14 protein-coding genes are annotated in these 23406 nt (G+C 50.5%); 2 read left to right on the top strand and 12 right to left on the bottom strand.

Going from position 1 to position 23406, the window contains the following annotated elements; translation table 11 throughout:
- Nucleotides 1-5: 5 nt before the first annotated feature.
- From L0Y31_RS09285 to L0Y31_RS09230, 12 genes are all read right to left on the bottom strand, one after another.
- Nucleotides 6-2459, bottom strand: coding sequence for an ABC transporter permease (locus tag L0Y31_RS09285; RefSeq protein ID WP_234736847.1), 2454 nt, complete (start codon nucleotides 2457-2459; stop codon nucleotides 6-8).
- Nucleotides 2460-2522: 63 nt separating this feature from the next.
- On the bottom strand, nucleotides 2523-4895 hold the full coding sequence (locus tag L0Y31_RS09280; protein WP_234736846.1) for an ABC transporter permease: 2373 nt from the start codon (nucleotides 4893-4895) through the stop codon (nucleotides 2523-2525).
- Between the two features lie 227 nt (nucleotides 4896-5122).
- A complete protein-coding gene (locus tag L0Y31_RS09275) occupies nucleotides 5123-5428 on the bottom strand; it encodes a hypothetical protein (protein ID WP_234736845.1) in 306 nt (101 codons plus the stop codon).
- Nucleotides 5429-5446: 18 nt separating this feature from the next.
- Entirely contained in the window at nucleotides 5447-7816 is a 2370-nt protein-coding gene (locus L0Y31_RS09270; RefSeq protein ID WP_234736844.1) for an ABC transporter permease, read from the bottom strand.
- A gap of 74 nt (nucleotides 7817-7890) precedes the next feature.
- On the bottom strand, nucleotides 7891-10308 hold the full coding sequence (locus L0Y31_RS09265; RefSeq protein WP_234736843.1) for an ABC transporter permease: 2418 nt from the start codon (nucleotides 10306-10308) through the stop codon (nucleotides 7891-7893).
- Between the two features lie 29 nt (nucleotides 10309-10337).
- On the bottom strand, nucleotides 10338-10865 hold the full coding sequence (locus tag L0Y31_RS09260; protein WP_234736842.1) for a hypothetical protein: 528 nt from the start codon (nucleotides 10863-10865) through the stop codon (nucleotides 10338-10340).
- Nucleotides 10866-10876: 11 nt separating this feature from the next.
- Entirely contained in the window at nucleotides 10877-13237 is a 2361-nt protein-coding gene (locus L0Y31_RS09255; protein WP_234736841.1) for an ABC transporter permease, read from the bottom strand.
- A gap of 35 nt (nucleotides 13238-13272) precedes the next feature.
- The gene (locus L0Y31_RS09250; RefSeq protein ID WP_234736840.1) at nucleotides 13273-15675 is read right to left on the bottom strand and encodes an ABC transporter permease; all 2403 of its coding nucleotides are present in this window, start codon (nucleotides 15673-15675) and stop codon (nucleotides 13273-13275) included.
- A 35-nt stretch (nucleotides 15676-15710) separates the two neighbouring features.
- A complete protein-coding gene (locus L0Y31_RS09245; protein ID WP_234736839.1) occupies nucleotides 15711-18140 on the bottom strand; it encodes an ABC transporter permease in 2430 nt (809 codons plus the stop codon).
- A 23-nt stretch (nucleotides 18141-18163) separates the two neighbouring features.
- Nucleotides 18164-18364 (bottom strand): hypothetical protein, encoded by a 201-nt coding sequence (locus tag L0Y31_RS09240; RefSeq protein ID WP_234736838.1) that lies wholly within the window; start codon nucleotides 18362-18364, stop codon nucleotides 18164-18166.
- A gap of 31 nt (nucleotides 18365-18395) precedes the next feature.
- Complete coding sequence (locus L0Y31_RS09235; protein ID WP_234736837.1) at nucleotides 18396-19073, bottom strand: ABC transporter ATP-binding protein; 678 nt, start codon at nucleotides 19071-19073, stop codon at nucleotides 18396-18398.
- A 12-nt stretch (nucleotides 19074-19085) separates the two neighbouring features.
- Complete coding sequence (locus L0Y31_RS09230; protein WP_234736836.1) at nucleotides 19086-20333, bottom strand: efflux RND transporter periplasmic adaptor subunit; 1248 nt, start codon at nucleotides 20331-20333, stop codon at nucleotides 19086-19088.
- A gap of 288 nt (nucleotides 20334-20621) precedes the next feature.
- Here L0Y31_RS09230 and L0Y31_RS09225 point away from each other — a divergent pair, with 288 nt between their 5' ends.
- Together L0Y31_RS09225 and L0Y31_RS09220 are read left to right on the top strand one after the other, a co-directional pair.
- A complete protein-coding gene (locus L0Y31_RS09225) occupies nucleotides 20622-22004 on the top strand; it encodes a sigma-54-dependent transcriptional regulator (protein ID WP_234736835.1) in 1383 nt (460 codons plus the stop codon).
- Nucleotides 22005-22077: 73 nt separating this feature from the next.
- Complete coding sequence (locus L0Y31_RS09220; protein ID WP_234736834.1) at nucleotides 22078-23400, top strand: sensor histidine kinase; 1323 nt, start codon at nucleotides 22078-22080, stop codon at nucleotides 23398-23400.
- Nucleotides 23401-23406: the final 6 nt, after the last annotated feature.

Raw genomic sequence — 23406 nt, 5'->3', positions numbered from 1 at the left:
ACGAGTTATTCCGTTTTAAGGCTTTTGACCGGATTCATCATGGCTGCCTTGATACTTTGGAAACTTACCGTAACGAACGCAATCAGCACAGCCAGACTGGCCGTCAGCACAAAAATCCACCACGGAATTTCAGTTCGGTAGGCAAACGCCTGCAACCAGTTGTTCATGGCATACCAGGCCAGCGGCGAAGCGATAACGATGGCGATCAGAACCAGCTTTAGAAAATCTTTCGACAACAGAAGCACGATATTCGCGATCGATGCGCCCAGCACTTTGCGGACGCCGATTTCCTTGGTGCGTTGCTGCGCCGCAAAGGCCGCCAGGCCAAACAGACCAAGGCAGGAAATCAGGATAGAGATGATGGTAAAAGTCTGAACAATCCGCGACGTACGGGTTTCAGCCTGGTAGTTTTTCTGAAAATCTTCGTTCAGGAACGTGTATTCAAACGGCTCATCGGACCGCAAGGTTTTCCACTTCTGCTCCATAAAACTTAGCACATTGGCCATGTCTTTCGTATTCACATGAACAATGATGTAATTAAAATTGGGCCGGCTGTTGAGCATGAAAGCATACGGCTGAATGGCCTGGTGTAAACTTTCGAAGTGAAAATCTTTCAGCACACCCGCTATTTCGTATTGGTGGGTTTTGCCTTCCCAATCAAAATTTAATTGTTGTCCGATGGCCTTCTGAAGGGGAATCTGAAACTTACGCAGCAAGGCTTCGTTAACAATCATTCGGTTGTTGGTGTCGCCCGGAAACTGGCGGGAAAACAACCGCCCCGCCGCTAGCTGAAAGCCCATCGTTTGCAGGTAATCAAAATCCACCCAATTGGTTTTGACACTTTTTATGTCGTTGACGGTCTGGTCCGGGCGGTACAAACTGAAGTCGCTGGGATTGATGATACCGGGGTAATACTGCGTACCGGATGCCGCAATAATTTGGTTGTTTTGCAGGATCTCGTTTCGAAAAGCCGTATAGCCATTGCGCCCCTCGTTGCTTCGGAAGGGAACCACAATCTGTTGGTCTTTGGTGAAACCCAGCGATTTATCTCGCAAAAAACGCATCTGCTCCTGAATCACGAAGGTAGCCAGCACCAACCCAACCGAAATCACAAACTGGAAAACCACCAGTCCCCGGCGTAGGGCAACCGCCGAAATGCTGTTGGAGAATTTACCTTTCAGCACATGAGCCGGATTGAACATGGACAGGAAAAACGCCGGGTAGCTCCCTGCCAGTAACCCCGTTAGCAAGGCAAGACCTAGAAAAGCCAGTATAATTTGCGGATCGAGTAGTTCAGAAGCGGCTAGCTCCTTGCTGGTCAGCTGGTTAAATACCGGAAGCAACAAAATCATCAAGACCAGAGCAACGCCCAGCGCTAGCAAGGATAGCACCATTGATTCGCCGAGAAACTGCCCGATTAAGGAACTGCGTTCGGCCCCCATCACTTTCCGAATCCCGACTTCCGCCGCCCGCTTGGCCGACCGGGCGGTTGACAGATTCATGAAGTTAATGCAGGCAATCAACAAGGTAAAAATGGCAATAGAGCCCAGAATGTACAGATAAGTAATGCTATTGGTGGGCGTTACCACCGACCGGAGCGAGCTGTGCAGGTGCAAATCAGCCACCGGAACAAAATTCAATTCTTTGTTAAAACCGGCTTGCTTCAGGTCCTTACCCGCGTACTTGTCCATAAAGGCGGGCAACTTCTTGGCGAGCTGGTTAATATCCGTGCCGGGGCGCAGGCGCAGATACGTGCAGAACATGTTATTGCTGCTGAAATTCTGTTTTTGCTCCCGCAGAAAACTACCTATCCAACCTGCTTTCAAGGTTAGAAAATAACGCGCATCAATGTGCGAACGGGCGCTTTCATCCCGGTAGACACCGCTTACTTTGAAGTTTTCGCCGGAGCCCGTCACCCCGCCAATGGTGATGATTCGGTTCAGGGCGGGTGCACCTGCAAAGAGCTTGTGCGCTACCTCTTCCGACAAAACAAGGGCATTCGGTTCGCGCAGGGCGGTTTGCGGATTTCCTTCCAGAAACTCGTAGGTAAACAGATCAAAAAACGTTGAATCAACCTGATAGCCTCGGGTTTCGTAGAAAGACTGCACCGGTTTTCCCGCCTCCCGCACCTGAAACAAGGCTTTATCTTCAATCAGATTGCTCCATAAACGGGTTGTCTTTTCAATTTCCGGAAATTCGGTCTGGAGCGCCGCCGCGTACGGAGCCGACAGCATGGGAAACTCTTCCTGCTTGGCGTCTTTCGAAACAGCCCGACTGTCTACTAGGTACAAACTTTCGGCCTGCCGATGGTGCTTGTCGAAGGAAAGTTCGCTGCGAATATAAAGCAGGAGCAACAGGCAACACGTCATGCCAACGGACAAACCCAGCATGTTGATCGCGGAGAACGATTTACTTCGCAGCAGGTTGCGTACGGCGATTTTAAGATAGTTCGTTAGCATGTTTACAGTTCAAAAGCTTGTTGTCTAGTTGTTTGGAAACAGTCGGGGCAGCCTAGCCGCAGCTTATTCGGTTTTTAAGCTCTTCACCGGATTCATCAGCGCCGCTTTGATACTCTGGAAGCTGATGGTAAAAAAGGCAATCAGAATAGCAAGCACACCCGCTAAAACGAATACCCACCACTCCACATCAATTTTGTAGGCAAAGTCAGCCAGCCATTGGTTCATCATCCACCACGCGATGGGCGAAGCAATGACAATTCCGATGAGCACCAGCTTCAGGAAGTCTTTCGAAAGCAGAGCCACAATGCCCGTCACCGAAGCACCCAATACTTTCCGAATGCCAATTTCCTTGGTCCGCTGCTGGGCCGTGAAAGTAGCCAGTCCGAACAAGCCCAAGCAGGACACCAGGATGGTGATGCCCGCAAAGAAGTTGAACAGTTTACCTGTCCGCTGCTCCGATTTATACATTTCGTTGTACTGCATGTCCATAAACTGGTATTCGAACGGGTAATCCGGGCTGTATTGCTTCCAGAGTTTTTCGGCGGCGGCCACGGCCTGGGATGCCTCGCGGCCCGTCGTTTTGATGTAAATTCGACTAAAATCGGTGCTGTTCCGGTAGAAGAAAACGGCAGGCTCTACTTTCTGGCGCAAGGAAGCAAAATGAAAGTCCTTGATTACGCCAATGATCGTGCCTTTCGTCTGTCCCAGCGTAAAGCTCTTGCCAATCGGATTTTTGATCCCCGCATTTTTGACGGCCGTTTCGTTCAGGATGTAGTGCATGGAGTCGGCGGGCGTGCCAGTGAATGTCTCACCATACGCCATCTTCAGGCCAAAGGTGGAGATGAAATCTTTTTCGACCCGCATCCGGCTCACGAGGAACATGCTGTTTTTCGGCTTTCCGTCCCAGTCTGTATCGCCGGTAGAATTGCCGATGCTCAGCAGATTATTATTGGAAGCCGTTACACTACGAATCCCCGGCTTCCGCAACAGTTCGTTTTTCACGGCATCATAGTGCTTCGACATCTCATCGGTCATCCAGAAAGCAAAGGTATTTTCGCGGTCATAGCCCAGATCTCGTTCCCGCAAAAACCGCAACTGGTTGCCAATAATGAGCGTACCCACAATTAAAGCCGTCGAAAAGGCAAACTGGACAATAACCAGCGTTTGCCGGAATGTTACGCCTTTGCCACCCGTTGCCATTTTCCCGCGCAGCACTTTCAGCGGCTCAAACGACGACAAGACTAAAGCCGGATAAATACCTGCAACGGCCAGCGTGAAAAGCAATGATCCAACCAGTACCAGCCACACCTGCGGGTCAGCGAGCGAAAATGGCTGTGTTTTGCCGGTCAGTTCCTGATAGGTTGACTCCAGCCCTTTGATTAATCCAATGGCTAGCACCAGCGCAACGACGAAAATCAGGAGCGACTCGGCCAGAAACTGCCCAATGAGGTGCTGGCGACCCGCGCCCACCACTTTCCGAACGCTTACTTCCCGGGCCCGTTGCGTGGCCCGCGCCGTGGCCAGATTGACGTAGTTGATACAGCCAATGGCGAGAAGAACCAACGCGACAATGCCCATCATCTTGACTTCCTGCATGGCTCCCGGCGTACCGTCGGCTCGGTATAAGTGAATGTCTTTCAGCGGTTGCAGCCGGTATACCGTCACTTGATCATACTTATTGCTAGCGTGATGAACATCATTGAGGGTTTTCGCAATTCGATCCAGATCGGCACTTGGATTGATCCGAAAGAAGGTTTGGGCGTACCAGTTACCCCAATCGGAGTCCATCGATTTCCAATAGTCATTCGGCTGATAGGCTTTAGCGACAATTTCCAGCGGAAACAGCATCTTGCTCTTGATGCTGGAATTATCCGGAAAGTCATGAATGATGCCGCTGACGACGTAGTTCTGTTTTTTAGGTACGGAATACAGCACCTTTCCAACGGCTTCGGTTTGCCCAAAATACCGTAAAGCGGCTGATTCTGTTAAGACAACTGATTGCAGGTCGGGAAACGGTCGCTTGGGATTTCCCTTTACCCATTTAAAATCGAAAAAGGTAAAAAAAGCCGGATCGACATACACCGCCTGCTCTTCAACCAGGGTTTTATCTTTTACTTTAAAGGGCGACATGTCATAGCTACCAACAATCCGCACGGCCTCCTCTACACTCGGAATATTCTGCCGGGCATAGGACGCTATGGGTGCCACAATTTGGCCCCCAAACTGCTGCGACTCCCCCGACCCAAAGCCGCCGTTGACGCGGTAAATCCGGTCGCTATGGGTGTGAAAACGATCAAAGCTGAGTTCATCTTTTACCCACCAAAGCAGCAAAATGCCAATTCCCAGCGCAATAGCCAATCCACCAATATTGATCGATGAGTATCCTTTACTGTTGAGCAATCCGCGCCAGGCTGTTTTGAAGTAATTACGAAGCATGAGGTTTCCGAGAAAGATTATTCCAAATCCCGAACGAATAATGTGCCAATCCTCACTACATGCTGTTTATCAACCCTTTGCAGATTAAAAATAAAGCGTTTTGTCCGATTACGGACAGACTCTGTACGGTTTCAGACAGCGCCTCCAGGCAATAAAAAGGCTGCATCGCTTAAGACGCAGCCTGCACACAGGTCAGTTTGTGCCATCAACTGGCTGAATTTCCAGATTCAGTAGGAAGTAGCTCCACCCAGCATCAAACTTCGCTGTTTCCGTAAATCATCTTTTTTAACGAAGGTAATCGGCACAAATTCTTCCGTGGGCGCACCAATGTAATAGAGCGTCCAGTCCTGGTCGTAATGCGCCAAGACCTGCCGGATGCATTCAACCCGGTCGATGTTGGGCATCTGGCAATCCTCCCAGTAGAAAAGCTCAATGCGGTAGTGTAGCTCCTGTTTTTTCCCGTTGATTGTCACTTCAATTTCGATTTCCTGCTTGCCTGGCAAGGTTGGAATTGGAACGGCGATGTGTGCCATAGACGCAAAGGTTAAGAATTATTCTGTTTTTAAGCTCTTCACCGGATTTTTCAGGGCGGCTTTAATGCTCTGGAAACTAACCGTTAACAACGCAATACCGATGGCCAGTAGCCCCGCTACCGCAAAGATCCACCACTCTACCTCAATGCGATACGCAAAATCCTGCAACCAGTGGCTCATGGCCCACCAGGCGATTGGCGAGGCGATGATTACTCCCAAGACCACCAGTTTCAGAAAATCTTTTGACAGTAAACGAACGATACTGACCACCGATGCGCCCAATACCTTGCGAATACCAATTTCTTTGGTGCGCTGCTCGGCCGTGAAAATGGTCAGCGCAAATAAGCCCAGACAGGCAATCAAAATGGCGATTCCCGCGAATACACCGGACAAGGTAGACAAGCGGCGCTCGGTCTGGTATTGCCGGTTAAAGTCCTCATCCAGAAAATAATAGTTAAACTCATACCCCGGAAAACGGTTTTGCCAGAACTTACCCAGCCGCTCAATCGACGCCTGCAAGTCGCCCATTCCCAGCCGAACTGCCAGATAACGGTAGGTATAAGCGGGAGTTATGAAGGTTAGAATAGGCTTGATTTTATTTTGTAAACCGTGCTGGTGAAAATCGGCGACAACACCAACAACTTCCCCGTTTTCCAGACCCGCCGTCTCGATGCGTTTGCCAACGGCCTCGGCCGGTTGCCAGCCCATCGCTTTGCAGGCGGCTTCGTTGAGCAACACGGCATGTCCGGCATCGGTCGGGTGCGCTTTTGAAAAATTACGCCCCTGCCGAATGGTCAAGCCCAGCGTCTTCACATAATCGTGATCCACCGGGATGACTTCCAGCGAAAATGCCTGTTCGCGGGGACGACCTTCGGGGTAAACGATCTGGCCATTCCAGCCATCCCGTCCCGGCAACGCCGAAACACCCGTCGTTAGCTGTACATTTGGCAACGCAGCAAGCTGTTGCTTGATGGTTTCGTAATGCTCGATAAAATCCACGCGGGGCAGCTTGCGTAGCTCGATGGTTAATACCCGCTCTTTGTCAAAACCGAGACTTTGGCTTTGCATAAACCGCAACTGCCGCACCACAACCAGCGTACTGATAATCAAGACCAAGGAAATACAAAACTGAAACACCACCAAACCACGCCGTAGCCACGCGCCTTTTGCCGTTACCGTCAGCCCCTTCATGGTATCAACCGGTCGGAATCGCGCCAGCAGCAAAGCCGGATACCAGCCCGCCAGCAAACCCGTTAGCAACAAAAAACCCAATCCAAGCAGGATTGTCAGCGGCTGCGCTAAAATGCCTGCTGAAATATTTCTTTCGGTTAATTCGTTTAGGAGTGGCAATAGCCCAATTATAAACAAAATAGCCAATAAGCCAGCCAGAAAAGCCAGCAGCAGCGATTCACCAATAAACTGCCCTACCAAACCTGAATAGGCCGCCCCAATGGCTTTGCGAACCCCTACTTCTTTCGCCCGTTCACCCTGGCGGGCGGTTGTCAGGTTCACGAAGTTGATGCAGGCTAACAGCAGTAAAAAAAGGCCAATAGCGCCCAGCAAATAAAGCTGCTTCGCGCTGCTAGCCACCCGGTTGCCCGCCCCAGCGTCGCCTGCTCCCTGCGAGTTCAGGTAGATAGTCGGCAACAGCTCCAGCGATTGGCCCACCTGCATGCCGTTGCCCCGGTATTCCGGCCCGTTGTATTTCATCGGTAAAGCCGCAATCTTTTTCTCCGCCAGCACTCGATTCGCCGCTTCGGGTAGCAGCACATAGCAATATTCATCCCAAGTAAACCACGCATCATTCGATGTGCCGTTAATGGCGTAATTGGTTGCCATCGAGAGCAATACCTGGAAATTCAGGTGCGAAGGTTGCGGGTCGGCCATCACGCCGGTGACCTTAAACGGTAGCGTATCATTCAGCATCAGCATCTTACCGAGGGCCGAACGGGTGCCGAAATACTTCCGGGCGGTGCTTTCTGTTAGAACCAGCGTATAAGGATCGCGCAGGGCCGTTTTAGGATCGCCTTCCAGCAGCGGAAAGGTAAACGTGGTCAGGAAATCGGCCCCTACGAATAATTCCTTGTCGAAGAAATACTGGTTATCGTGCTTAATGGGGTAGTTTGCCTGGCGCACCGGCACGACGGCCTCTACTTCAGGAACTTCTTCTTTAATGGCTTTGGCCAAGGGACGCCCCACCGAATTGGCCGCCACCGTGGACTGGCCTTCTTCAACATTGGTCGTTACGACGCGGTAAATCCGGTTGCCTTTTTCGTGAAACCGGTCAACCCGCCATTCTTCAAAAATATAAAGCGCAATCAAGCCGCAGGCCGCCAGCCCTAAACTAAGGCCAAATACGTTGATGAACGTGTATAACTTTTGTTTCATCAACCGCCGCAGCGCGATTTTACAATAGGTAAACAACATTTCTATCTCGTTACTGATGTTCGTATTGCATTCATTTATTCCGCTCTCAGGCTCTTCACCGGATTCATCAAGGCGGCTTTAATACTCTGGAAACTAATGGTTAACAAAGCAATCAGCAGCGCGGCCATACCAGCCACGGCAAAAACGCTCCAATGAATGCTGGTTCGGTAGGCAAAACTTGTCAGCCAATGGTTCATGATGTACCAGGCCAGCGGCGAAGCAAGCAGCAGGGCAATCACGACCAGTTTTAGAAAGTCTCTGGAAAACAAAATAACCAGACTCGATACCGACGCCCCCAGCACCTTCCGAACGCCAATTTCCTTCGTGCGTTGCTCGGCCATGAACATGGACAGACCGAACAAACCGAGGCAGGAAATCAGGATAGCGATGCCCGCAAAAATGCCGAATAGCGTCTGTTGGGTTTGCTCCCGCACGTAAAGCCGTCCGAAGCGCTGGTCCAGAAATTCATAGGAATAAGGACGCTCGGGGTAATATTTTTTCCAGGTATTTTCGATATGCGTCAGGCCATTTTGCAGGCTACCCGGTGCCACATGAATGGATAACCAGCGACTTTGCCCCGCATTCAGAAGCATTACGACCGGTACCAACGCCTGGTGCAGCGACTCGAAATGAAAATCTTTTGTTACGCCCACCACCTGGCCCCGACGCGATCCGTAACCAAACGCCTTGCCAATGGCTTCCTGCGGACTTTTCCAGCCTAATTCGCGCACCGCCGTTTCGTTGAGGATAAAGGCCGCCGTATCGTCTGTCGTGTAAGCCCGGGAGAAATTCCGGCCCGCCGCCAGCTCCATTCCGTAGGTCGGGATAAACTCGTGGTCTACCGAAAGCGATTTCAGGCCCATCCGGGTAGGAACCAGGCTGTCGCCTTTCATCACGTACGAATCCCACGAATCCAGCAGCCGCCCCGACGGAATCCGCGACGAACGCCCCACTTCAACCACCGCTGAATTGCGCTTTAGCTCCTGCTTAAAGGCTTCGGCATTCACGGTTGTGTCATCAATGGTGCGCAGCAGCACAATCTGGTCTTTCTGATAGCCTAATTTATAATCCTGAACGTACTTCATCTGGTTGTAAACCACCGCCGTACTAATCATCAATACGACCGCAATGGCAAACTGCGCAACCACCAGCGTCTGCCGCAAACGCCCGCCTTTCAGGGAGGTCAGCAGCTTACCTTTCAACGTACGAACGGGCTGAAACGAAGTGAGGAAAAAGGCCGGGTAACTGCCCGCTAGCAGGCCCGTCAGCAACGTTGCGCCCAGAATCAGCAGCAGAAAAGTTGGCTCCCATAAGGTTGACATACTGAGTTCTTTGCCCACAAAAGCATTCAGATGCGGTAATCCAATTCTTACCAAAGCGACTGCCAACAGCAAGGCCAGCGTAACCAGCACCATCGATTCGCTCAGAAACTGCCCGATTAACTGCGACCGAACTGCCCCGACTACCTTCCGCAAGCCTACTTCTTTCGCGCGGGAAGCAGAACGAGCGGTAGCCAGATTCATGTAATTGATGCAGGCAATCAGCAGGATAAACAAGCCAATGGCCGAAAATAAATAGACGTATTGAATATCGCCAGCAGGCTCAATTTCGGCGTCGGTATGCGATTTCAGGTGAATATCGGTTAACTTCTGAAGCGCCAAAAGCGAAAACTTCGACGGTTTAGTTTCCTGATAAATAGGTAAGTGCCGGTCCTGAAAAGCCGAAAAGGCGGCCGCAATTTTGTCTGGATTAGCGTTTGGCGCTAACAGCAGGTAAGTCGGAAAACTGTTATTTCCCCAGTTAGAGCGCAGTCCTTCTGCCCCGTAAAGCCGGTTGTCGTTTAGGCTTGAAAAAGAAAGTAGAAACTGGGGGTGAAAATGCGACTGGGTGGGCAGCGGCTCAAAAACACCCGTTACGGTAAAGTCCAGCGTATTGTCCAGTCGCACGATTTTGCCGATCGGGTCTTGTTTTCCGAAATACTTTTCGGCCATTGGCCGGGAAAACAGGATCGAAAACGGAGCGACCAGCGCCCTGGCCGGATTTCCACGCAACAGCTTAAAATCAAAGACTTTGAAGAGGTTTGCCTCTGCCACAAACATGCCGTCCTCGTTGTACGAATGTTCGCCGTATTTCAGCAGACCACTATTTTCCTGTATCCGAACAACCTCCTGAACTTCCGGAAAATCTTCTTTAATCAACGGGCCAAACGGTGGGGCCACAGCGGCGAGTTTGAGCGAAGTTGACCCATCCGCCGGGTTAATAAACGTCCGGGTCAGGCGATAAATGCGGTCGGCTTTGGCATGCGAACGGTCGTAGCTAACCTCGTCGCGGACGTACAGCGCAATGAGCAGAAAACAAGCTAGTCCAATGGCTACTCCAACGATATTAATGAAACTGAACGCCCGATAGCGCAGCAGATTCCGAAAGGCGATTTTGATGTAGTTCGTTAGCATTCCTTTCCTTGTTAAGCCTGCTTAGAACGTCAATTCTTTTTTGCCGGAACGCCAATTTCTTTTTCAACTTCGCTAATCAGCTGCTGCCGCTCCTGCTCCGATTTGTTGCGGGCATCGATGGTGCGTTCAAAAAGCACGTCTTTTCCGTCTCTTTTGAATTTATAGCGCAGCAACAACTCCCCTGAGCTGGAGGAGTAGCTCACTTCTTTGGAGAACGGATTTTGGCCGTCGGCACTGTTACGCTTTTGCGTACTTGCGCTTTGGACGGAAACCTTAGGGGCAGATGGGGCGCTGGGAGCGCTGGGTGGACTAGGAACGCTGAGTTTTTCAAGGCCTAAGGAGTCAAGAATGCGGTTACTTAGGTCGTTCCTCGCCGCTTTATCCAGATTAGACACGTCAAAGCTTCGGTCATAATCATAATTTTTTCCGTTCTGGGTCCCTTTCACGCGAATAGACAGCGTTTTTCCGTTATCGCTGATGCTTCGGCTGATCGAATTATCCTGCGCTAAGGCTACCAAACTGGTGCCCATAATCAGTGAAGTAAAAAGGAGTTTCATCGTTTTGTTGTTTATTCGGTTCGTAATGATTTAACCGGATCTGTCAGCGCGGCTTTAATACTCTGAAAACTAACCGTCAGCAGGGCAATACCCACGGCGAGCAGGCTTACCAAAGCGAAAATCCATCCGTTAATCTCAATTTTATAGGCAAAATCCGACAGCCATTGATTCATTAGATACCAGGCAATCGGCGAAGCAATAACCAGCGCAACGATCACCAATCCGACAAATTCTTTCGATAGCATGCGAACAATACTGCTCACGGAGGCACCCAGCACTTTCCGAATGCCAATTTCTTTCGTCCGCCGTTCAGCCGAGAAAGCGGCCAATCCAAATAAGCCCAGGCAGGCAATAAAGATGGCGGTTCCGGTAAAGAGGTTCAACACGTGAGACAATTGCTGCTCGGTTTTGAACAACTGGTTGAAGGCATCATCCAGAAAATAATAGTCAAACGGCGAGTCAGGGGCATATTTCTGAAAAATCTGCTCCACTTGTTTCATCTGCCGTTGTATATCGGTGCCTTTGGCAAAGCGCACGTACAACGTTCCGTTATAATCGGCAAAGCTGCGGCTGGTGTCCGCGCCTACCATCAGCAGCATGGGAGCAATCTGATCTTTCACGGACGTCAGGTGAAAATCGTCCACCACGCCGCGCACTTCTTTGTGCATATCGCCCACATTGAGTACTTGTCCAATGGGATTTTTGGCGATGCCCAGTTCTTTGGCCGCCGTTGCGTTGATAAATACTTCACCCACGGACATCCGGCTGGGCGCTACTTTCCAACGCAGTTGAAGCGCTTGTACAAACTGACTATCCACGTTCAGACCCATCAGTGTCGTGGGGTCTTTCATTTTTGGCGTTTTGACTGACCAGATATTAAACCCACTGTTATAAACCGCCATGGCGCTGGTTCCAATCTCCTCGACCCCGCTTTGTCGCCGGACTTCCTGCCGGAAGCTGTCGTAGTGAGTACTAAGCGAACTGTTCAGCGAAATCCCCATTACCTGCTCAACCGTCAGTCCCAGGTCTTTCTTTTGCATGTGCTGAATCTGGCGCTGGGCCACGATGGCACAGAAGATCAACGTCGTAGAAACAACAAACTGAAACACCACCAGCACCCGCCGGACGTTGAAACCACCACTCTGCGAAAAACGCCCTTTCAGTACTTCCATCGGCGCGAACTGCGATAGCAGCAGGGCCGGGTAGCTCCCCGACACCAGAATACTGGCCAGCAGAATACCCAAAAGCGTCAGCAAAAAATATGGACTTTGTAAAAAAGCAGTGTCCAATCGAGCATCAATCAGCCGTAAGAATGTGTCCTTCAAAAGCACTGTTAGCACGATTCCCAACCCGAATGCCAGTCCACTCACCAGCGCCGATTCGAGAAAAAACTGACGGGCCAGTTCCACCCGGTTGCCACCTAACACTTTTCGCATACCGACCTCCTTGGCTCGTAGCGTGGAGCGGGCGGTTGTCAGGTTCATGTAGTTGATTAAGGCCAGCAGCAGAACGCCTAACCCAATCCAGAAAAAGGTTTTAACGTAGGTGGTACTGTTTGAATCCGCATTCGAATTACCCAGGTGCAGCTCCGTCAGCGGACTCAAATAACAGGTTGCCTTGACGTTCTTTTCTTCCGTTAAGGCGATGTGCTTATTGATAAAAGTTTCCGTCCGTTTATAATCCGTCTGGTCTCTCAGCCGAAAAAACGTTTCGCCCGTAGGCCCTGATTCCAGCTTCCAGGCGGGGGCAAAGCGGCTAAAACTGTTGGCTGAAATCAAGGCCGGAAAGCGAAAAATGGTGTTGGAAGGCAAATCAGCCATTACCCCGGCGACCGTCAGCTTATGCTCTTTGTTGAAGACGAGCGTCTTCCCCATCGGGTCAGTCTGGCCAAAGAATTTCCGGGCCAGGGATTCGGTTAAAATAACAGTTCCCGGCTGAGCGAGGGCTTTCCGGCCGTCGCCCTGCTTCATGGAAAAGGCAAAAAAATCAAAAAAAGACGGCTCTGCGTAATGCAGGTCTTTGACGTAGAATTGTTTATCGTCTGCCCGAAGCACGTCCTTACCCTGCCAGTCGCTGGAAATCAGCCGGGTCATTGCCTCCACCTGCGGCACTTGCTGGCGGATGCGGTCAGCTGTAGAGAACGATAATTGCAGAGAACTCATCTTCATGCCGCCATATTCTTTCTGCATTGTCAGCTGTACCGTCTGGTTAGCCTGCGGGTGGAACCGGTCGTAGCTGTGCTCATGGACGACGTAGAGCAGCATAAGCATACTGACGGCCATGCCCAACGCCAAGCCGCCCATATTCAGCGTGGAATACAGCTTATTGCGCCAGAGATTTCGGAAAGCTACCCGGATATAATTTCGAACCATCAGATAAGAAAGATTTAAGCCCTATCAGGCATTGATTATTCCGTTTTCAAACTCTTCACTGGATTCATCAACGCGGCTTTGACGCTTTGAAAACTAACCGTCAGGAAGGCGATGGCAACGGCAATCAGGGCGGCTAGCACAAAAATCCACCACTCTACCTCAATGCGATACGCAAAATCCTGCAACCAGCTATTCATGGCGTACCAGGCCAGCGGCGAAGCAAGCAGGATCGAAATCAAAACCAGCTTCAGAAAATCCCGCGAAAGCAGCAAAACAATGCTCGGAACCGAAGCGCCCAACACTTTCCGAATGCCAATTTCCTTGGTCCGCTGCACAGTCGTGTAGGCCGACAACCCAAACAATCCTAAACAGCCCAGAAAAATAGATAGGAAAGCAAACACACTGAATATCTGACCTGTCCGGGTTTCGACGGCGTATAACTTGTTAAATTCGTCGCTTAAAAATTCATACTCAAAAGGCCGATCCGGCACCAGCGTCCGCCATTTGCTTTCCAGAAACTGGATCGTTTTTGGCAGTTGGTTGCCCGATACTTTCACCAAAACGACATTCCAGCCGCGCTCCGGGAAAATAACCAGTGGTCCTATTTTTTGCTTCATGGACGAAAAATGGAAATCTGCCACCACCGCTTTCACTTCGCCGGGGCGGCCACTTCCCATGTCCATTTTCTGTCCGATGGCTTCTTGCGGCGACCAGCCTAATTCTTTGGCCGCTGATTCATTGAGAATAAAATGGTAATAGTTCGAACTATCTCCGGGCGTCGACGCCCGGGCCATATCCGTTGGCGTCAGATCCCGACCGGCCAGAATGCGCAGGTCCAGTGTTTTCGCAAAATCCTCATCAACCGGGATAGCCGTCACCATTTTTTCTTTTCCGTCCGGCATATCGGACCGGCGCATGGAATACCCGCCCTGAATAAAGGTTGGCGTTTCGTAGGCCATACTCACTTCCTGAACATCAGCACTTTGCTTGAACTCGGATTTAAGCGCCCGGATTTTCTCGTTCACCTGTCGGTCGGCGGGCAGTACCAACACCTGGTCTTTGTTATACCCCAGCTTTTTATTCTGAATGTAAGCCAACTGATTGCGGACAATGAGGGTACTTACGATCAGAAACGCCGTAATGGCAAACTGAAACACAATCAGTACCCGGCGAAACTGCGCGCCCCCGGATACTTTCAGATGCCCCTTCAAGACGCGAATGGGCTGAAAACGCGCCAATACCAAGGCTGGATATGCGCCTGCCACCAAGCTGACAACCAAACCAATACCAACTAAAATCAGCAGGTTATGGGGCTGCAACCAGACGCCAAACGAAAATTGCCGATCCGACAATTCATTGAATAAAGGCAAGGTTAAAAAACCTAGTAGAAGCCCCAGAATCAAGGCAGAGAAGGTAACAATAATGGATTCCCCAATAAACTGCCCAAACAACTGCCCCTGCAAAGCCCCCATTACTTTCCGTACGCCCACTTCCTGCGCGCGTTCCACCGCCCGCGAGGTGGCCAGATTGATGTAGTTGACGCAGGCAATGAGCAGAATTAGAACCGCAATGGAGGCAAAAATATAGATGTACGTTAAATCGCCGTTGGGTTCGAAATTTCCTTCTACTTCCGAATGCAGGTGCACGGACCGAAGTGGTTCCAGATTGTACGTCAGGTAATTACCCCCTGATAAACCATCCGGCCCAAATTGCTTTTTCATAAATTCCGGAATTTTGGCCTGTAGCGGAGCAATCGCTTCCGGACTCCGCAGTAACAAATACGAGGCGTAATTGGCTGACCACCATATTTCTGTTTTCGCCGCTTTCAAGGTCGTAAACGAAGCCAGTAAATCGTATTTAATCTGCGAATTAGCTGGGCAGTCGGCCACGATTCCCGTTACTGTATATTCTTTTTCTCCCCCACCCGAATTGATGCGTACAACTTTACCAACCGCTTCCTCATTCCCGAAATATTTCGCGGCAGTGGACTGCGACAACACAACCAGATTAGGGCCAGCAAGGGCTTTCTCGGACACGCCTTTTAACAGCGGAAATGAAAATATGGTAAACAAGGCCGAGTCGGCAAAAACAAGTCGTTTTTCGCTGAACTGATGGTCGCCGTAACGGACAACCGCCTGGCTACCCATCAACCGAACACCGGATTCTACTTCGGGAAATTGCCGACCAAACTCGGGCACTACTTTTGTCCCCGTAACCGGCGCCTTGTCAACCTGCCCCTCCATGCTGTATTCCATCGTCACCCGCACAATCCGGTCGGCCTTTTGCTGAAAATCGTCGTAACTCAGCTCGTGAGAGAGATACATTGTCAACAGCAGACACGAAGCGATGCCAACGGCCAAACCAAAGATATTAATCAGCGAAAAAGCCTTATTTCGCCACAGATTGCGAAACGTAATCTTGAAATAATTTTGTAGCATATTCTTCTAAATGAAGTCTTTATGAACATTTTCTCTTACTCAGAGCGCAAGGCGCGCACCGGATTGCGCAAGGCTGCCTTTATCGACTGGAAACTAACCGTCAGGAAGGCAATTCCCACCGCTAAAAGACCTGCCAACGCGAAAATCCACCATTCGATGTCAATTTTATAGGCGTATTCTTTTAACCATTCATTCATGGTATACCAGGCCAGCGGACTCGCAATCACAATCCCGACCAGTACCAGTTTGAGGAAGTCTTTCGAGAGCAAAGTCACAATGCTGGCCACCGAAGCGCCCAGCACTTTCCGGACACCAATTTCTTTGGTTCGCTGCGCCATCACCATCACCGCAATGGCGAACAAGCCCATGCACGATAGCACGATTGCCAGCACGGCAGCACTGATAAATAGCTTGGATAATTTCTCTTCGTTACGGTACTGGCGGTTCGCATTTTCGTCCAGGAAGCTACCCTTGAATTCTGAGTTGGGCACCACGGTTTCCCACTCCTTTTTCAGGACCGCCATTGTAGCGGGTATGTTGTTCGGGGCGATTTTGACCAGAATGTAAAACAAGGGCCATTTCTGATCCATGATGAGCGTATTGGGCTGAATTTTCTGCTTCAGCGATTCGTGGTGGTAATCTTTCACGACGCCCACGACCTGCAACATACCCTGCGCCGAATCGGCCATAAAGGTTACCCCAATCGGATTTTTCTCGCCCAGACTCTTGGCCATGGTTTCGTTGATAATCACATTGGTGGTTGTGTCCGTAGCGTAGGCTCGCGAGAAATCCCGGCCGGCTACCAATTTCAAGTCCAGTGTTTTCAGGTAATCGTAATCCACGATCTGCCAGTGCGTGCTGACCGAACGGTTTTTATAGTCAAAGCCCATAATGGACGTCATGGACGAACCATCCAGACCACGACCAAAATTTTTGTAGGAGCCACTTACGCTCAGAATTTGGGGCTGCTGTTCCAGGCGATCCCGCAAAAGTTTCAGAACCTGCCGCCCGTTGTTGCTGCCTCCGAAGCCTACCGGAATACTAACCACCTGGTTTTCGTTGTAGCCCAAAGGTTGATTTCGTAAGAAAGTAATCTGTTGCCAGGCAATTAAGGTACAGATCATTAGCAGCGTAGCAATGCCAAACTGCACCACCAGCAGCACGTTCCGCAGTACGCCGGTCCGGCCTAAAGAAACTTTGCCTTTCAGCACCTGAATGGTATTGAAACGGGCCATGAACCAGGCTGGATAGCCGCCCGCAAACAAGGTAATAAACAGGAAGACAGACAGTAAAATCAGGATAACCGTCGGGTTCTGGAAGTACGTCAGCGAAGTCGAACTGTTAAAAAGTTTCTTGTATTCCGGCAGAACCGCAAAAGTAATTAAACTGCCCAGCAGCAAGGCCAGAGCGCAGATAATCAGCGCTTCGCCCCAAAACTGAAGAACCAGTTGGCTTTTCAAAGCCCCCAGTACTTTACGCATTCCTACCTCCCGCGAACGCGTCAGCGACCGGGCCGTAGACAGATTGACGAAGTTGATGCAGGCGATCAGGACAATAAATCCGGCAATAACGAGCAGCACGTACGGATAAGAACGCTTAACAGCCGGAGCGTCCGCACCGCCCAAATCAGTATTAAAGTGAACTTCGGACAGGGGCAGTAGTCGAAGACTGGCCAAATCACCATTTTCGTCGGGCTGGCCACCGTCCCGTTTCAGGTTCTGGAGAGTACCCGAAAAATATTTTTTGTAGAAAGAACGCATCATGGACTCAGCCTGCGTTTTCTCAACGCCATCCGCTAGCTGAACATAGACAACGTGGTTGTTTTGCCCCCACCGGTCTTTGTCCTGCGTATAACTCGGATTGGTTTCAAAACGCGCCAGGACATCAAACATCAGACTGGAGTTCGCCGGGAAATCGGTCACAACGGCAGAAACCACAAAAGGTTGCCAGTTCTCGTTAATGCGTAACAACACGGTTTTTCCTACCGCTTCCGCAGCGCCAAATAAATCCTGGGCCGCATCCTGGCTAATCACCACGTCATTGAGGTCTTTTAACGCCGTTTTGGCACCAGCCCCTTTGATCGTCGGGAAGGTGAACATGCTCAGGTAATCAGCATCCACAAAACGGACCATTTTGCTAAACTCCTTGTCTCCCAGACGAATGCCGCTTCCCGCGCTCATTACCCGAGAAATATGAGCCATCTCTTTCGGGAATTCTTTCTTGAGAGCGGGCGTGAGCGGTGTCGCCATCATGCCACTCTTGTCCGTCTTACCGGATTGCTGGTAAAGGCCGTAAAGGTGCTCTTTGTTCGTATGAAAATTATCAAACGACAGTTCGTGGTAAGCCGTTAGAAACAGCAAAAGGCAGCTTGTAAAAGCTACCGACATGCCTATTACGTTAACTAGAGCGAACGTCTTATGCTTCCACAGGTTGCGGAAAGCAATTTTAAAGTAATTGCGCAACATAATTCAGGGGATTAAGCTATTCACTACGACTTTGCTGTTGTTATCCAGCTAAACGCACACGCTAGGGCAGAGCGCTTTTGAACCATTTGCTGGCAGGCCAAGGGCTTGCTGCTCGGTGTCAGACGCTTGGCTTTTTGGTGCGCTGTAAATAGGTTGTAAGGATGCCCGATTGCCGAAGCAGACAGGCTCGTTCCTAACAGCAGAATGGTGAATAGCTTTTTCATAATTCCTGATTGCCACTATGTTGCGCGGCTTTTATACGTGAAAGTTTTCCGTCACCACCTTGCCATCGAACAAGTTAATGATGCGATGGGCAAAACCCGAATCATAAGGGGAGTGCGTTACCATGATGATGCTCGTTCCTTCCTCATTTAACTGAGTCAGGAGCTTCATTACTTCTTCGCCGTTCGCCGAATCAAGGTTACCGGTCGGTTCATCGGCCAGAATCAGTTTTGGCTTGGCCACCACGGCGCGGGCAATGGCAGTCCGCTGTTGCTGTCCACCCGATAGCTGCTGCGGGAAGTGGTTGCGGCGGTGCATGATGTTCATGCGCTCCAGGGTTTCTTCCACGCGCTTTTTCCGCTCGTCGGCACCTACTTTGAGGTACAGCAGGGGCAATTCAACGTTTTCGTATACCGTCAGTTCGTCGATGAGGTTAAAGCTCTGGAAAACAAAGCCAATCGAGCCTTTCCGAAGCTGCGCCCGTTGCCGCTCCGACATCCGCGACACTTCCGTGCCGTGGAAGTTATACTCGCCTTCAGAAGGATTATCGAGCAGACCGAGAATGTTCAGCAGCGTTGATTTTCCGCAACCGGACGGTCCCATGATGGCGACAAACTCGCCATCTTTGACTTCCATGTTGATGCCGTGCAGCGCGGTAGTTTCTACCTCCTCGGTAGCAAAAATCTTTTGTAAGTTGACGGTCTTAATCATTGATTTATGTGGTTAAAACTCCAATACTTCATTGTCACCGAAATTCTCGTACGAGCTGGTAATTACCTGATCACCTGGCTTCAAGCCTTCGAGCACTTCGAAGAATTCCGGGTTTTTACGGCCCAGTGTAATGCTTCGTTTCGCCGCCCGTTTGCCCGATGGCTCAATGACGTACACCCAGTTGCCGCCCGTATCCGAGAAGAAACCACCGACGGGCAGAAGCGTAGCCTGAGCGGCCTTGCCCAGTTCCAACCGGATGGGTGACGACTGGCCGCGTTTGATACCCGTTGGCGTACCGTCCGAGAAAATCATATCTACTTCAAAGCGGCCGTTTTTTACCTCTGGATAAACCCGCGTAATCTGGAGTTTATGGTTTTTACCGTTGAACTCAAACGAGCCACCCAGACCGGCAAAAATACGGCTGATGTAGTGTTCATCGATGCCAACGCGCATTTTAAAACCGTCCAAATCATCAATCTGACCAATGTTTTGCCCTTGGCTAATGTTCGATCCTACCTCCACATCCACCGTTGAAAGCTGGCCCGATACCGGCGCTTTTACCACCAGGTTGTTTAGTGTTTGCTGCCAGAGCGCTACGTTTTTCTGCGTCTGAGCCAGCGTTTGCTCGAGCTGACGAATCTGAATCTGAGAATTTTCTTCCTGGTATTTCTGCGATTCCGCTTCAATTTTGCGCTGCTCGACCAGTTTCTCGTAGTCACGTTTGGCTTTCAGGTAATCCTGCTCCGGAATTACTTTTTCCTTGAACAGTTTCTCCTGCCGTTGCCAGGTATCTTTAGCCTGATCGAGTTGGAAATCCAGATCCGACAATGCTTTGCGTTGCGAGTAACGCTCAACGCGCAGACGCTGGCGGGTATTCTGTAAGTCGTTGACGAGTCGGTTGGCTTCGGTTTCCGATTGCAGGAAGCTCAGACGCAGGTTCTGATTTTCCAGACGAAGCAACACATCACCGGCTTTCACCATGCCGCCCCCTTCTACCAACTTTTCCGTTACGTAACCACCCGCAATGGCATCCAGGCGAATGGTTTTTAGCGGTTGCACAACCCCGGTGACAACAATAAATTCTTCAAAGGCGCCGGTTGATACGTTGGATATGGTAATTTTATCTTTTTCGACATTCAGTTTGGAGCGGTGATCAGCTAACATGAAGTTGTACACCAGCATCGAAATCACTAATACGCCGCCTGCGGCCAGTGCTAAGCGTTGATTTGTCCAGAATTTTTTAGGTATGACGCGATCCATATTCTACTAAAGCAATTGTAATCGTATATGTCCAGTAATGCCAATTGATGTGCCATTAATTATTCATACCTGATTATTAGCTGATTACATAAAAAATAAGCCTACTTTCTGTCCGCATCTGGACAAAATCTCGTCCGAAAACGGACACGGCTAAAAATGTACTATTTTGCAAGCGTTTGAGAATGAATCAGACACCTTTTCAGGTACAACTTTTGCATCTTTACGAATAACACAGCCCGGATGCTGTGTACTTTTAACTGGTACGGCGGAAATGCCATGCGGTCTATTATGCCCAAGATACTGATTATTGACGACGACGTTGACGTCCTGAGTGCAGCTAAATTGCTGCTAAAACGCCATTTCGGGCCGGTTGACATTGAGAAAAACCCCGAGCGTATTCCTTTTCTGGTAACCAACGGAGCCTACGATGTTATTTTGCTGGACATGAACTTCCAGCGCGATGTCAGCAGTGGCCGCGAAGGCTTCCTGTGGCTCGACCGCATTCTGGATATTGATCCGCAAGCGGCGGTCATTCTCATCACGGCCTATGGCGATGTGGGCATGGCGGTTCGCGCCATTAAAGTTGGGGCGGCTGATTTTGTGCTTAAACCCTGGGAAAATGACAAGCTACTGGCAACCATCGAAGCGGCGTTGTCGGCCAAGGGGAAAGGCAAAGGAAGTGAAGCCGGCGATAGCAAAAACGGACGCGATAAAACGACGGCAGCGATGCCTAATTCCCTGTTAATCGGCAGTTCGCCCGCCATGCGGCAGGTTTTTGACACCATCGAACGCGTGGCCGAAACCGACGCCAACGTCCTGATTCTGGGCGAAAACGGAACGGGAAAAGACCTGGTAGCCCGGGCCGTGCACCAGCGTTCGCACCGCCGCGACAAGCCCTACGTCAGCGTCGATTTGGGTGCCCTGAGCGAAACGCTGTTCGAGAGCGAAATTTTCGGTCACGTCAAAGGAGCGTTTACCGATGCCCGCGAAGACCGCGGCGGACGGTTTGAAGAAGCCCAGGGAGGCACCATCTTTCTGGACGAAATCGGCAATATCACGCTTCCCCAACAGGCCCGGCTGCTCACCGTTTTGCAACAGCGGCAGGTGACGCGCCTCGGTTCCAACAAACCCAAACCCATTGACGTGCGGTTGATCTGCGCGACGAACGCGCCCATTTACGAACGCGTCGCCGACCGCTCCTTCCGGCAGGATTTATTGTACCGCATCAATACCATTGAGATTCAGCTTCCGCCCCTGCGCGAACGACTCGATGATATTGCCGTTCTGGCCGAGCATTTTTTAAAACAATACCGCAAGCAATACAACCGGAAAGTTACTTCGATCAGCCCCGCCTTGATTCGTCAGTTGCAGCAGTACCGCTGGCCGGGTAATGTCCGGGAATTGCAACACGCTATTGAACGGGCCGTTATTCTGGCACAGGGCAACATTCTGGAACCCAGTGATTTTTACTTTGGATCAGCACCGGCTTTTGGTGGTATTCCCAATACGCAGGAAATGCCGCACCAGCACGCGTTGCAACTGGATGATATGGAGAAAAAGATGATTCAACAGGCCATGCAGAAGCACCACGGTAACATCACGGAGATTGCCCGGGAACTGGGGCTATCGCGTCAGGCACTCTACCGGCGACTGGAAAAATACGGCATGTAATGCGTTTACAACCTTATCCGTACAAAGCGTACTTAATAAAGACTAATGGCCGTTTAGCGGTTAACAACTTCTAATGAAGCATTTCAGCGTTGGCATTTTCTGGCGGCTTTTGTTACTTTCGATTGGTGTCGGTCTGATGATTTATTGTCGGCTTCAGTCGTACAGTTCATTACTCCTGCTTACGTTATTCGTTGTCAACTGTTTCTTATTTTTCTTTCTCTACCGCTACGTCACCAGCCTGAATCGCAAGCTCACACGCTTTCTGGAATCGGTACGGTATTCGGATTTCGCCGTGGCTTTCAAGGCCGACAACAAACTGGGAGAAAGCTTTTCGGAACTCAACCAGCAGTTTAACGAAGTATTGGAAGCCTTTCGGCAGGCCCGGGCGGATAAGGAAGCAAACCTGCATTACCTCAACACCATTGTTCAGCACGTTGGAGTCGGGCTGATTTCGTTTGATGCCACTGGTAATGTGGAGTTGGTGAACCAGGCTGCGCTTCGGCTTTTGGGTACATACCGGCTTCGACAGTTATCCGAATTGAATACGCTCCATCCGGGTCTGGTTGAGGTGATGCAAACGGCCAAGCCCGGCACTCCGGTTGTCTACCATACGCAGTTGGAGCAGGAATTGTCCGTGCGCCGCTCTACGGTGAGTTTGCGCGGACGTCCGGTGACGGTTGCTTCGATTCAGAACATTCGGACGGAGCTTCAGCAAAAAGAACTGGATGCCTGGCAGAACCTGACGAAGGTACTGCGGCACGAAATCATGAATTCGATTACGCCGATTGTGTCGCTGGTAGGCACCATGCAACAAATTGTTAATCTGGAACTTACTGATGCTCCGGAAGAATCTGTTACCGACCTGAAAGAAGCCTTAACGACCATTGAGCACCGGGGCCGGGGCATCATGCGCTTTGTGGAGGCTTACCGGAGTTTTACTTCTATTCCGCAACCCCGCCTGGCTGAGGTATCGGTTGAGCAGTTACTCACGCACATTGTGCACTTGATTCAGTATGATTTACAGCACCGCCGAATCTTGTTGCTGGCTCCCACAGCGGCCTCGCACCTCAAGATTTTTGCGGACGCCGGACAAATTGAAATGGTGCTGATCAACCTCGTTAAAAATGCCGCAGAAAGCCTGGAAGGCCACGAACACCCGGTGATTCGTTTGGAGGCACAATCGGGCGAAGGTCGGATTATTGTGCGGGTAGCGGACAATGGACCGGGCATTGAGCCGGAGGCGATGGAACGGATCTTCATTCCATTTTTCACCACGAAAAAGACAGGATCAGGTATTGGTTTGAGCTTATCGCGTCAGATTATGCAGCTCCACGGCGGCGCTCTAAAGGTCTCTTCCACGCCGGGACAGGGCAGCACATTTTCTCTTATATTTTAATTAAAA

It is taken from the genome of Tellurirhabdus bombi (assembly GCF_021484805.1).
Lineage (GTDB): Bacteria > Bacteroidota > Bacteroidia > Cytophagales > Spirosomataceae > Tellurirhabdus > Tellurirhabdus bombi.
The sequence above is the reverse complement of the archived record's forward strand: the minus strand, read 5'-3'. Positions and strand labels throughout refer to the sequence as shown.

Coding starts and splice junctions, on each gene's coding strand:
- L0Y31_RS09285 (WP_234736847.1), bottom strand. CDS start 2,459: ATGCTAACGAACTATCTTAAAATCGCCGTACGCAACCTGCTGCGAAGT.
- L0Y31_RS09280 (WP_234736846.1), bottom strand. CDS start 4,895: ATGCTTCGTAATTACTTCAAAACAGCCTGGCGCGGATTGCTCAACAGT.
- L0Y31_RS09275 (WP_234736845.1), bottom strand. CDS start 5,428: ATGGCACACATCGCCGTTCCAATTCCAACCTTGCCAGGCAAGCAGGAA.
- L0Y31_RS09270 (WP_234736844.1), bottom strand. CDS start 7,816: ATGAAACAAAAGTTATACACGTTCATCAACGTATTTGGCCTTAGTTTA.
- L0Y31_RS09265 (WP_234736843.1), bottom strand. CDS start 10,308: ATGCTAACGAACTACATCAAAATCGCCTTTCGGAATCTGCTGCGCTAT.
- L0Y31_RS09260 (WP_234736842.1), bottom strand. CDS start 10,865: ATGAAACTCCTTTTTACTTCACTGATTATGGGCACCAGTTTGGTAGCC.
- L0Y31_RS09255 (WP_234736841.1), bottom strand. CDS start 13,237: ATGGTTCGAAATTATATCCGGGTAGCTTTCCGAAATCTCTGGCGCAAT.
- L0Y31_RS09250 (WP_234736840.1), bottom strand. CDS start 15,675: ATGCTACAAAATTATTTCAAGATTACGTTTCGCAATCTGTGGCGAAAT.
- L0Y31_RS09245 (WP_234736839.1), bottom strand. CDS start 18,140: ATGTTGCGCAATTACTTTAAAATTGCTTTCCGCAACCTGTGGAAGCAT.
- L0Y31_RS09240 (WP_234736838.1), bottom strand. CDS start 18,364: ATGAAAAAGCTATTCACCATTCTGCTGTTAGGAACGAGCCTGTCTGCT.
- L0Y31_RS09235 (WP_234736837.1), bottom strand. CDS start 19,073: ATGATTAAGACCGTCAACTTACAAAAGATTTTTGCTACCGAGGAGGTA.
- L0Y31_RS09230 (WP_234736836.1), bottom strand. CDS start 20,333: ATGGATCGCGTCATACCTAAAAAATTCTGGACAAATCAACGCTTAGCA.
- L0Y31_RS09225 (WP_234736835.1), top strand. CDS start 20,622: ATGCCCAAGATACTGATTATTGACGACGACGTTGACGTCCTGAGTGCA.
- L0Y31_RS09220 (WP_234736834.1), top strand. CDS start 22,078: ATGAAGCATTTCAGCGTTGGCATTTTCTGGCGGCTTTTGTTACTTTCG.